Source organism: Psychrobacillus sp. FSL K6-1415, assembly GCF_038003185.1.
In the GTDB taxonomy this organism is placed as follows: Bacteria; Bacillota; Bacilli; order Bacillales_A; family Planococcaceae; genus Psychrobacillus; species Psychrobacillus psychrodurans.
Window position 1 is genome coordinate 2,678,666 of record NZ_JBBOOQ010000001.1, and the last position, 12,111, is coordinate 2,690,776.

Annotated in this window: 13 protein-coding genes and 1 riboswitch; of the genes, 1 reads left to right on the top strand and 12 read right to left on the bottom strand. The window is 37.0% G+C overall.

The window, feature by feature from the left end; translation table 11 throughout:
• Window positions 1-69: 69 nt before the first annotated feature.
• The 9 genes from MKY60_RS12690 to MKY60_RS12730 all read right to left on the bottom strand — a co-directional run bounded on the left by MKY60_RS12690 (window position 70) and on the right by MKY60_RS12730 (window position 6,746).
• A complete protein-coding gene (locus MKY60_RS12690) occupies window positions 70-567 on the bottom strand; it encodes a metallophosphoesterase family protein (protein WP_340930051.1) in 498 nt (165 codons plus the stop codon).
• Between the two features lie 8 nt (window positions 568-575).
• On the bottom strand, window positions 576-1,178 hold the full coding sequence (locus MKY60_RS12695) for an XTP/dITP diphosphatase (protein WP_090564103.1): 603 nt from the start codon (window positions 1,176-1,178) through the stop codon (window positions 576-578).
• A gap of 126 nt (window positions 1,179-1,304) precedes the next feature.
• Window positions 1,305-2,102, bottom strand: coding sequence for a glutamate racemase (gene racE / locus MKY60_RS12700; RefSeq protein ID WP_340930052.1), 798 nt, complete (start codon window positions 2,100-2,102; stop codon window positions 1,305-1,307).
• 10 nt (window positions 2,103-2,112) lie between these two features.
• Window positions 2,113-2,568 carry a MarR family winged helix-turn-helix transcriptional regulator gene (locus MKY60_RS12705; RefSeq protein WP_340930053.1) on the bottom strand — a complete coding sequence of 152 codons (456 nt, stop codon included), beginning with the start codon at window positions 2,566-2,568 and terminating at the stop codon, window positions 2,113-2,115.
• A 78-nt stretch (window positions 2,569-2,646) separates the two neighbouring features.
• A complete protein-coding gene (locus MKY60_RS12710) occupies window positions 2,647-2,871 on the bottom strand; it encodes a helix-turn-helix domain-containing protein (RefSeq protein WP_416235939.1) in 225 nt (74 codons plus the stop codon).
• A 61-nt stretch (window positions 2,872-2,932) separates the two neighbouring features.
• Window positions 2,933-3,385 carry an acyl-CoA thioesterase gene (locus tag MKY60_RS12715; RefSeq protein WP_340930055.1) on the bottom strand — a complete coding sequence of 151 codons (453 nt, stop codon included), beginning with the start codon at window positions 3,383-3,385 and terminating at the stop codon, window positions 2,933-2,935.
• A gap of 163 nt (window positions 3,386-3,548) precedes the next feature.
• A complete protein-coding gene (gene sdhB, locus MKY60_RS12720; RefSeq protein ID WP_090564113.1) occupies window positions 3,549-4,325 on the bottom strand; it encodes a succinate dehydrogenase iron-sulfur subunit in 777 nt (258 codons plus the stop codon).
• Window positions 4,326-4,327: 2 nt separating this feature from the next.
• A complete protein-coding gene (gene sdhA, locus MKY60_RS12725) occupies window positions 4,328-6,085 on the bottom strand; it encodes a succinate dehydrogenase flavoprotein subunit (protein WP_090564115.1) in 1,758 nt (585 codons plus the stop codon).
• 49 nt (window positions 6,086-6,134) lie between these two features.
• Entirely contained in the window at window positions 6,135-6,746 is a 612-nt protein-coding gene (locus MKY60_RS12730) for a succinate dehydrogenase cytochrome b558 subunit (protein WP_090564117.1), read from the bottom strand.
• Window positions 6,747-7,028: 282 nt separating this feature from the next.
• On the opposite strand from MKY60_RS12730, the gene MKY60_RS12735 reads away from it, so the two are divergent.
• Window positions 7,029-7,442, top strand: a complete 414-nt coding sequence (locus MKY60_RS12735) for a YslB family protein (RefSeq protein ID WP_090564119.1) — start codon at window positions 7,029-7,031, stop codon at window positions 7,440-7,442.
• 383 nt (window positions 7,443-7,825) lie between these two features.
• Here MKY60_RS12735 and MKY60_RS12740 read toward each other — a convergent pair whose 3' ends face one another.
• The 3 genes from MKY60_RS12740 to trxA form a co-directional block, all read right to left on the bottom strand.
• Window positions 7,826-9,058, bottom strand: coding sequence for an aspartate kinase (locus tag MKY60_RS12740; protein WP_340930056.1), 1,233 nt, complete (start codon window positions 9,056-9,058; stop codon window positions 7,826-7,828).
• A gap of 95 nt (window positions 9,059-9,153) precedes the next feature.
• A riboswitch (Lysine riboswitch) is annotated at window positions 9,154-9,332 on the bottom strand.
• 190 nt (window positions 9,333-9,522) lie between these two features.
• A complete protein-coding gene (uvrC, locus tag MKY60_RS12745) occupies window positions 9,523-11,316 on the bottom strand; it encodes an excinuclease ABC subunit UvrC (RefSeq protein ID WP_340930058.1) in 1,794 nt (597 codons plus the stop codon).
• 50 nt (window positions 11,317-11,366) lie between these two features.
• Window positions 11,367-11,681: a thioredoxin gene (gene trxA, locus MKY60_RS12750; protein WP_090564124.1), complete on the bottom strand. Its 315-nt coding sequence runs from the start codon at window positions 11,679-11,681 to the stop codon at window positions 11,367-11,369.
• Window positions 11,682-12,111 lie beyond the last annotated feature (430 nt).

Sequence of the window (12,111 nt, forward strand, 5' to 3'; positions counted from 1 at the left end):
AAACTGATAGGAAAGACAAGATTTATTATATAATGATAATGAAGTTAAGTCAACACTATTTCTAAAAATTTATAAAGTTACTTTTTCAAGCATTATATGTTCAGCGGAATAAAAAGAAACTGTCCAGGAATTACCGATATTTTCAGCTATTGCGTAGCTTTTTTCTTTACGTCCTCGAGGTTGCTGTAGGCTACCAGGATTGATAAATAAAATACCTTCTTGCATTTCTGCTCCTAATAAATGCGAATGACCAAAGCATATTACTGAGGCTTGTACTTCCTGCGCTCGATAATAAAGGGGCATTAATGTCGATTTTACATTATATTTATGACCATGAACTACAAGTACTTTTAAATCCTGGACAGTAAAAAGTTCCTCTAGAGGAAACCGATCATCCATATCGCAATTTCCACGAACAACACGGATAGGAGTATTATAGAAGTAACTTGCATTTAACTCACTATCTCCACAATGTATAATCGCGTCCACTTCCTGTTGATGTTGTTCAATAACTTGTTCCATTAAGTTAGTTGCACTATGCGTATCACTCATTATTAGTAACTTCATTACCTCACCTATCCTTCAGAAATTATTTCTTTTAGGCCCAATGAAAGTTTTTTTATAGCGTTGCCACGATGAGATATGGCTCCCTTTTGCTCAGCTGTTAGTTCTGCCATCATTTTTTGTTCAGATGGAACATAAAAAATTGGGTCGTATCCAAATCCATTCGTCCCTTTTCTTTCAGTCCCAATTACCCCTTCACACGTCCCTCTAACCGTGAAAGGTTCTTTGTTTGGGGATGCCACGGCAATTGCACATACGAACCTTGCCGTTTTTTCCGATTCTTTGATGCCTTCAAGCTCTTTTAATACCTTATCTATATTGTCCTCATCATTTTTCTCTTCACCTGCATAACGGGCAGAAAAGATGCCTGGGCGTCCACCAAGTGCATCAACCTCTAAACCACTATCATCTGCAATAACCATCGTTTGTAAATGGTTTGCTAGGGAAGTAGCTTTTAGTAATGCATTTTCTTCAAAGCTTGAGCCCGTTTCTTCTATATCCATTTCTTCTGCGACATCATGGAGTGTTTTCACTTCATATCCTAAAGGGTTAAACAAAGCTTCAAAGTCTTTGGCTTTTCCTTTATTTTTAGTAGCAATAATAATCTGTTTCATTTTATATCTCGTCCTTTTTCTTTTATTTTTAAAAGCCAGCTAACCAAACTGGTTAGCAGCTCCTTTTAATGTTCCACCGCAAGCAAAAGAAGACCCCGCTATTCGAGGATTCTCAAGCTAACAGGGTCATTTAAATGAAATTGTTCGAACATCTGCACTTGGTATTTCCAACCATTTCTCTACGATTGTTTTAAATATAGGTACAGAGCCGGTCGTAAAAAATATTGGTGTTTCTTTATGTTTAATCGGATTATTTAGTTCATGGTAGTTTAAATATTCTTTTACATCATGAGCAGTTTCTTCAGCGGAAGAAAGTACTTTTACATGATTCCCAACTGCCTCTTCAATATGCTTTTGCAAAAGTGGATAATGCGTACAGCCTAAAATAACGGTATCAAATTGCTCTCTCTTAAGTGGCGCTAATTTTTCCATCACCATATTTCGAGCAAATTCGCCTTCGTATTCATTACTTTCTACAAGTGGTACGAACGTGGGGCATGCCAAAGGAATTACTTTACTAGACGTATTTAAAGAAGCAATAGCTTTCTCATACGCACCACTTTTAATAGTACCGCTTGTACCTAGCACTACTATTTCATTACTTTTTGTTGCTTTAATCGCCGCTCGGGCACCCGGGAAAATTACTCCTATAACCGGAAAGGGCATCTTATTACTTAAAGAATTAAGTGCCACTGCTGTTGCTGTATTACACGCAATTACAAGCATTTTGATATTCATTTTTGCCAAAGCATTAGCCAATTGCCAGGTAAATTTCCGTACCTCTTCGCTAGTTCTAGGACCGTACGGGCATCTGGCTGTGTCGCCAATGTAAATTATTTTTTCATTCGGTAGTAATTGCATAATTTCTTTCGCAACTGTTAACCCACCTACTCCAGAGTCTATAACACCAATTGGGGCATTCACGTCTAATTCCTCAGTTCTTCATCTCTTGATGTAGTTTTTCTAATAATATAGATAAATTAGCTACTTCAACTTGATCGAAATGTTGAAGTACATCCTCTAAATATTGCTGTCGTTTGTCGATAACCTCTTCTATAATTCGTGCGCCCTCTTCTAACAAATGTATACGAACAACACGACGGTCTTGTTCATCCCTTATACGCTTTACAAGGTCACTTTTTTCCATACGATCAATTAAATCCGTCGTTGTACTAAAAGCTAAATACATTTTATTGGATAAATCTCCGATAGTCATATCACCCAGTTCTAGTAGCCATTGAAGTGCTACAAACTGTGGAGGTGTAATAGTGTAGGTACTTAAAATTTGTCGACCTTTTTGTTTAATGATTCCAGATATATGTCGAAGCTCTTTTTCTAAAAAAGCGACTTGATCCTTATCTAATATTGTCTTATTTATATCCTCTGCCATCTATTCCTTCACTCCTCAAAACAATAACCTACTTTCTATTATTGTGACGTGTTATGAGGAAAATGGCAAGGATTCATATCAATTCAGCGATAGTTCACCTAATCGTAATAGTTCTACAATCGCTTGTGACCTACCCGAAACTCCTAATTTTTGTATTGTATTTGAAATATGGTTCCTAACTGTTTTCTCACTTATCGATAACAATGCTGAAATTTCCTTTGTAGAATTATCTTCTACTAATAACTGAAAGATTTGACGTTCTCTATTAGTCAAAATCGAACGATGCTGATTATTGTCGTACAATGCCATAGCCCCCTATCCACTCTCCTACTAACGTATGTAGCACAGGGATGGTAGGTGACGGCTAGTTAATACTCTTTTGAAAAACTTCTTTTTCCTCGTCAGACCATTTTGCAGCACGACCAGTTTTCTTATCAATTTGAACAATGGATCCACGGCCAGTAAAGACAATTTCACTTTTTTCGTTCTTTGCCATGTAATGTATATCCACAGAGGATGAGCCAATAGAATTTGCTTTTACATATATGCGAAGCTTCTCATCAAAGAATACTTGTTTTCCATAATCACATTGCAAATCAGCAACAACCGGAATTTTTTCTCCCTTTGGATTTAGCCAGTCATTCATGAGTTGAATATGCTTGAAGTATTCAATTCGTGCATACTCAAAATAAGCAAATGTAACCGTATTATTCAAATGTCCATACATATCCGTTTCTGAAAATCGTACACTAACCTCTGAATAAAACTGGAAATCCTGTTCCCATATCGCAATATCTTCTATGTATTTAGCCTTCATAATTAAAACTCCCCCTAAAATGAATGAATATTCATTTATTGTAACAGAGAAAGAAAAAATCTGCATAGAATAATAATATTCTACACAGATTTTCTTATAGCATTTATTATCAAGCTTCAGCTCAAAGCTTGTTGCAACATACCAATATGCTTACGCATTTCTATTAATCAACCATACGGTCGCTTCCAAAGAAGTCTTTGAACATTTGAACAGTAGTGTCACGATTCAATGCAGCGATAGAAGTTGTAAGTGGAATTCCTTTTGGACAAGCAACAACACAGTTTTGTGCGTTACCACAGTTTGCAAGGCCACCGTCTCCCATAATTGTATTTAAACGCTCATCCTTATTCATAGAACCTGTTGGATGTGCATTAAATAAACGTACTTGTGAAAGTGGTGCTGGTCCCATAAAGTTAGAACCACTGTTTACATTTGGACATGCTTCAAGACATACACCACAAGTCATACACTTAGAAAGTTCATATGCCCATTGACGTTTACGTTCTGGCATACGAGGACCTTCACCAAGATCATATGATCCATCGATAGGAACCCATGCTTTTACTTTTTTCAAAGAATCAAACATGCGTGTACGGTCTACTTGAAGATCACGTACAACCGGGAATGTTTTCATTGGTGCCAATCTGATTGGCTGTGTCAATTGATCGATCAAAGCCGAACAAGATTGACGCGGACGACCATTGATAACCATTGAACAAGCTCCACATACTTCCTCTAAACAGTTCATATCCCAAGTTACAGGAGTTGTAGCTTGGCCATCCACATTTACCGGGTTTTGACGTATTTCCATCAAAGCAGAAATAACGTTCATATTTGGTCGATAATTTACTTCGAATTTTTCCCAAAATGGTTCTGATTCAGGTGTATTTTGACGTAGTATTTCAAACTGTACTTTTTTTGTTTCAGTTGCTGTTACCATTATTAATTGTCCCCTTTCGCAGAATAATCGCGTTTACGAGGTGGAATAATAGAAATATCTACTTCTTCATAATGTAAAACTGGAGCCCCTGTAGCTGGATCAAACTTCGCCATAGTAGTTTTCAAGAACTCTTCATCATTACGTTCTGGGAAGTCTGGTTTATAATGCGCTCCACGGCTTTCATTACGATTAAGCGCACCTAAAGTTATAACGCGTGCTAAATATAACATATTTTTTAACTGACGTGTAAATGATGCGCCTTGGTTAGACCATTGTTGTGTGTCATCCATGTTAATATTTTCATAACGCTCTAAAAGCTCTTGGATTTTCTTATCAGTTGCTTCTAGTTTGTCATTATAACGAACAACAGTTACGTTATCAGTCATCCATTCACCAAGTTCTTTATGAATTAAGTACGCATTTTCCGTACCTTTCATAGACATCACTTTGTCCCATTTCTCTTGTTCCAGTTTTAGTTCAGCTTCAAATATAGAATCGTCCATATCAACAGCATGAGTTTTAAGATGACTCATGTACTTAACTGCATTTGGTCCTGCAACACTTCCGCCGAAAACAGCAGAAAGTAATGAGTTTGCTCCTAAACGGTTAGCTCCATGCTGTGAAAAATCACATTCCCCAGCAGCAAATAACCCAGGAATATTCGTCATTTGATCATCGTCTACCCATAGACCACCCATTGAATAATGAACTGCTGGGAAAATTTTCATAGGAACTTTACGAGGGTCATCACCAGTGAATTTCTCGTAAATTTCAATAATACCACCAAGTTTAACGTCTAGTTCATGCGGATCTTTATGAGAAAGATCTAGATAAACCATGTTTTCTCCATTGATACCAAGTTTTTGGTTAACACATACATCGAATATTTCACGTGTTGCAATATCACGTGGAACTAAGTTTCCGTATGCCGGATATTTTTCTTCTAGGAAATACCAAGGTTTACCGTCTTTGTATGTCCAAATACGTCCACCCTCACCACGTGCTGATTCAGACATTAATCGTAATTTATCGTCACCAGGGATCGCTGTCGGATGAATTTGAATAAATTCTCCATTTGCATAATAAGCACCTTGTTGATACACGATAGATGCAGCAGAACCAGTGTTAATGATAGAGTTAGTAGTTTTACCGAAAATAATTCCAGGACCACCAGTAGCCATAATAACCGCATCTCCGCGGAATGCACGAATTTCCATCGTTAGAAGGTTTTGTGCTTTAATACCACGACATACGCCTTCGTTATCTTTAATTATTCCAAGGAATTCCCATCCTTCGAATTTAGTTACTAATCCATCTACTTCAAAACGACGAACTTGCTCGTCCAATGCATATAGTAATTGTTGGCCAGTTGTTGCACCTGCAAATGCTGTACGGTGCATCATTGTACCACCAAAACGACGGAAATCTAATAATCCTTCAGGTGTACGGTTGAACATAACACCCATTCGGTCAAACAAGCTAATAATTCCAGGTGCAGCATCTGTCATTGCCTTAACTGGTTTTTGGTTTGCAAGGAAGTCTCCTCCATAAATAGTATCATCTAAATGTACTGTTGGAGAATCTCCTTCACCTTTTGTATTTACAGCTCCGTTAATACCGCCTTGTGCACAAACAGAGTGCGAACGTTTAACAGGTACTATTGAAAATAGATCTACATGCGTGCCATCCTCGGCAGCTTTCATTGTTGCCATTAGGCCAGCTAATCCACCGCCGACAACAATCAGTTTACTTTTTGCCATGCTATTCTCACTCCTCGATTTAATAGTAGTTGAACGTCTTTACAGTTTCTTAAACGAATGCTAGAAGAGCTTGTACGCCAACTACAGATAACGCTAAGAAGATAATTAATGTTACATATGTTGCAATTTGTTGTGATCTTGCAGATTGTGTAATACCCCAGCTAACTAGGAATGACCAAATACCGTTAGCTAAATGGAATGTAGCAGAGATTACACCTACGATATAGAAACCTAACATCCACGGATTAGATAAGATCTCTTCCATCATGTTAAAGTTAACTTCTTTTGCTCCAATAGCAGCTTGGAAACGTGTTTCAAAAACATGCCATGCGATAAATACTACAAGGAAAATTCCAGTAAAACGTTGTAAAATAAATAAATAGTTTCTTAATGTACCAAAGTTTTTCGGATTATTTTTTGCAGTGAATGCAATATAAATTCCGTAAAATGCATGGAACATTAATGGAAGATAAATTACGAAGATTTCTAACATTAATCGAAATGGTAGACTCTCCATGAAGTGAGATGCACTATTAAATGCTTCTTCGCCTCTTGTAGCAAAATGGTTTACTACTAAATGCTGCGCTAAAAACAGACCTACTGGAATAATACCTAGTAAGGAATGCAGTCGACGCCAATAAAATTCGCGCTCATTCGACAAAACAATTACCCCCTCAAATTTCCGACCGAAAGGAATGAAAACTATCGCAAAAAAACAATTGTGATCAAAACTTTCACATCATCATGTTACGTATTTATGACATATCCATTGTACTCTCATCATTTTAGAGCGTCAAGGTATCTTTCCGAATTTCCGTATGGATTCCTCTACCTTTTTTGGATAATAATTTGTTTAAATAATCACAATCTATTCGGTCCCCATTCCTATTTTTTTATGATAAAATAAATAGGCAATAATGATTTTGGAAAGAAGGGTTGCTACTTGAATGAAAAGGAACATTCACATGTAACTTCCTTTGGATATGAGTTAATAAGAGACCATGTGCTTACTTCTATTCTCGGAAAACATGAAAAAGATATATTATATTGGGCTGGGAAGGATTTAGCTCGCAAATTCCCCCTTTATTCAATGGAAGAAGCCGTCACGTTTTTCAACGAAGCTGGATGGGGCACTTTGCATTTAGAAAAAACAACAAAAGATTCAGTTTTCTATACGTTAAGTACATATAATCTACCTAGAAGTGGACAGAGTAGAAGTCATCGATTAGAAGCGGGTTTTTTAGCTGAACAACAACAGAAGCTTACTGGTTATTTAACTGAGTGCTACGATGAAGAAGTTAAAAAGAACGGCTTAGTTACTTTACAAATAAAATGGGATTCTAAAACTAAAGGGTAACAGGATAGTCAGCTAATGACTTTTCCTGTTACCCTTTTCAATAAATAAGCGTATATAAAAGTGTCCCGTAAACACAGGGTTTATGTGGCTTGAAAGATTGAATAATACTACTGATTTCCGTTTCAACGCACTTTCATGTTTCAAAGTTAGCGTAACGATACAGAAACAGGCGGATGCTTTCCACGGGGGAGTGATGAGCTATCTCCCTCGCTTACGCGTCGTTGTGATAAAAATCAAACGGTAATAATATAGCAATAAGTCTGTCCAAAGTCTGCAGAAAACGGTAGAAACAGGTTTTGAACTTTAAGAACCAAGCATCTTTTTACCTGTTTTTTTGATTTTATTTGAGATAGTTTAATTTCAACAGTACTTTAAACTATAAATTATTGTACTGATTGATGCGTTAATGCAAGATCAAATTCGTCATGTAATGCATTAGCAGCTTCTATCATATGCTGCTGAGGTACGACAACTGATACTTTTATCTCAGATGTACTTACCATTTTCACAGGAATATTCTCTTTTCTTAATCGGTCAAACATTTGAGCAGCTACCCCTGGGTTTGATACCATCCCTGAACCAACAATAGAAACCTTAGAAAGACCTACTTCAAAATCTGCGAAAGTAAAACCAAGCTCCTGTTTATGTGTTTCTAAAACTGTAATTGTTTCAGCCAAGGATTCCTTTTTAATTGAAAAAGAAACTGCGGGTTTCACTCCATCAACTATCGACTGGACAATTATATCCACGTTAATATGATTTGCAGCTAAAGTAGTAAAAATAGAAGCTAAAGATCCGTTAAATGGCACCTCGTATTCTATAGTTAATCGAACGATATCGGATTCAAACGCTACCCCACGAACTACTAAATTATTTTCCACATCTACTTCCTCCTTCAAAATCGTTCCTTCTCCATCTTTATAACTTGGGCGAACTCGTAATGGAACCTTGTAGTTTTTAGCGAATTCAACCGCACGTGGATGCAATACCCCTGCACCTAAATTAGCTAGTTCTAGCATTTCGTCATATTCAAGTTGTTCCAACCTTCGAGCCTTCTCGATATAGCGCGGATCTGATGTATAAATACCATCAACATCCGTATAAATATCGCAAATTTCTGCTTTGATAGAAGCAGCAATAGCTACAGCAGTTGTATCAGATCCGCCTCTGCCAAGGGTTGTAATCTCTCCTTCTTCTGATATCCCCTGAAAACCTGCTACAATAACCACTTTATTTGAATCAAGTAAACTATCAATTTTAGCGGGATCCAGTTTCAGTATTTTTGCATTTCTATGTATATCATCTGTTATGAGACCAGCTTGAGCACCAGTCAGAGAAATGGCATCTATCCCAATTGCATTTAACCTAATAGAAAGTAAAGCCATCGTAACTTGCTCCCCATTGGATAAGAGCATGTCCATTTCACGTTTTGATGGTGATTCTGCTAATCCAAAAGCAAGGTTTGATAATTCATCCGTTGTTTTACCCATTGCAGATACTACAACAACAATATCATGTCCTTTATCTTTCTCACGTTTCACTCGAGTAGCAACATTTTCAATTTTTTCAGTTGATTCAACTGAAGTACCGCCAAATTTCATTACAATTTTAGTCATGAACATCCGCTCCCTAATTAATCTGTAAGGATTAAAAAATGCTTTCCACATATTGTGAAAAGCATTGTCTCATACACGGTCCAAAAAATCTGCCCATGTGAGATAGCCCTCCAGAATATAAATTCTGACAATTCTACATCTATTAAATGCAGAACCAACAATAGAATAGGAAAAGCTAATCTATGTTTCGGCGAAAAACCCTTTCCACAGCCATTCTAGGAACTTCCCTTCCTCCTGCTGCGTACTGATGTCTAATCGCACCTCTATCTTCACTTAAAATACAGTGAAATATTCAATTACGCCTCGGTGTAAATGCGTCCAGACTTTGAATTGCGTTTACGCATTAACTCCTTCAAAATCTATGACATCCACCAGAAGCTTAACTTGAATCAGCAATTTTTAACCACGTATTTGCGTCGTTTTTGTGTTGAGTCAAGTTAAATTGTTTCAACCATAACACATGATTATTCAGAAGACAATATATTTTTCTGAAAATGATTAACCATGATCTCTGCTTGCTTACTAGGAAGACCCGCTTCCATAAACTCTTCTTTACTAGCAGCTTGTATTTTCTTTAAGGAACCAAAATGCTTTAATAATAACTTTTTCCGTTGAGGTCCGATTCCTTCTATACCATCGAGCGATGATGCAATAGTATGCTTCCCTCTTTGTTGCCTATGGAATGTTATAGCAAAACGATGGACTTCATCTTGAATACGTTGTAGCAAATAAAAACCTTCACTCGTCCGCTTCATCGGTATTAGTTCCAAAGGGTCTCCATATATAAGCTGAGAAGTTTGATGCTTGCCATCCTTTGCAAGACCTGCAATTGGAATATCTAACCCCAATTCATCCTCTATAATTTCTCGTGCAGCTTCAATTTGCCCTTTTCCTCCATCAATAATAATTAAATCAGGCAGTGGCAAGTTTTCCTTAAGTACACGAGTATATCTTCTACGTACAACTTCGCGCATTGCTCCGTAATCATCATGCTTAGCTGCGGTTTTAGTTTTATACTTACGATAATCTTTTTTGCTGGCTCTACCATCAATAAAAACAACCATTGCAGATACCGCATCAGTCCCATGAATATGAGAGTTATCAAAAGCTTCAATTCGCATTGGAGGTGCAATATTCATCGAATCACCAAGCTGCTCTATCGCGCCTATCGTCCGTTCTTCTTGTCTTTCGATTAAATGAAATTTCTCCGTCAGTGCAATTTTAGCATTTTTTTCTGCCAATTCGACCAGATTTTTCTTCGTCCCTCTTTGTGGTACGAAAATCTTCATTTCTAACAGTTTTGAAGACAAGTCAATATCCGTACTCATAGGAACATAAATTTCTTTTGGTTTAATATGTTCTGACTTCGCATAAAATTGACCTAAAAATGTTATAAACTCCTCCTCTGGATCTCGGAAGATTGGAAATAAAGAAACATCTCTTTCAATAAGCTTCCCTTGTCTGATAAAGAATACTTGAACACACATCCATCCTTTATCCACATGGAAACCAAAAATATCTCTGCTTGTGAAATCATTCATCGTCATTTTTTGTTTTTCCATAACTTGTTCAATATGTGAAATCTGATCACGGTACTCTTTTGCTCTCTCAAATTCAAGCGCTTCTGCAGCTGAATTCATCTTCGTAACCAATTCTTTTTTCACTTGCGTATGCCCGCCATTCAGGAAACTAGTAATTTCATGAATGATTTTATCATAAGCATTTGCTTCAATTTTTTTCACACATGGAGCTAGGCACTGACCCATATGATAGTAAAGACAAACTCTATTCGGCATTTTTTGACATTTGCGAAGTGGATATAAACGATCCAGTAGTTTTTTCGTTTCATGTGCCGCATGAGAATTCGGATAGGGTCCAAAGTATTTCCCTTTATCTTTTTTAACTTGTCTTGTAATGATCAGTCTCGGATCTTTTTCAGCAGTAATTTTAATATATGGATACGTTTTATCATCTTTTAACATAATATTGTATTTAGGATCATGTTTTTTAATAAGATGGAGCTCGAGTATTAAAGCTTCCACCTCAGATGAAGTGACGATATATTCAAAGTCAACAATTTCTTGTACTAATCGAAGCGTTTTCCCGTCGTGAGCTCCTTTGAAATATGAGCGCACGCGATTTTTTAATATTTTTGCTTTTCCTACATAGATAATAGTTCCTTGTCGGTCTTTCATTAAGTAACATCCTGGCTCATCTGGTAGGATGGAACACTTTTGTTCGATCAAATCATTATTCATATTATCACCTGTTTAAAAAAACCGGGTACTATGTAGCACCCGGTTTTGAATTATGCGTTTTTTTCTACTAATTGTACTAATGCTTCTTTTGGTTGGAACCCAACAGCCTTGTCTACAGGTTGGCCATCTTTAAATAATACTAGTGTTGGGATAGACATAATACCGAATTGACTTGCAGTCGCTTGGTTTTCATCAACGTCTACTTTTACGATTTTAACTTTATCGCTCATTTCAGCATCCATTTCTTCTAATACTGGAGCTATCATTTTACAAGGTCCGCACCACGTTGCCCAAAAATCTACTAATACTAAACCTTCTTCTATTTCTGTATTAAAAGTTTGATCTGTTCCGTGAACTATTGCCATATTAAAAATTCCTCCTTTGTCTACTATGTAATGATTATAACAGACAGAAATATCTACATCTACATATTAGCTTGAAAGAAAACAACCGATAACAAAACCGAGCAAAACGCCCGATCCTGTAAGAACATAAACATAGATATACCGTTGACGATTTCCGCTCCGGGCGGACGCTTTCCGTGGGGTGAGCGATGAACCATCCCCTCCGCTACGCGTTCGATGGGTTGTTTCATCTGTCTCACTGTTCCCACTGGAGTCGCCGCCCCTACGCTCCAATCAACCGTGTACACTTTTAGTAAAAAGATAGTTGAATGCAATCTCACTTAATTATTCGTAGTATATTTAGATCCGATGTGTTGAAATGGACCATTATACAAAGAAAATTCACTGTCATCAACTATCTTTAAACAATAGCATTTCTTCTAATTCATAT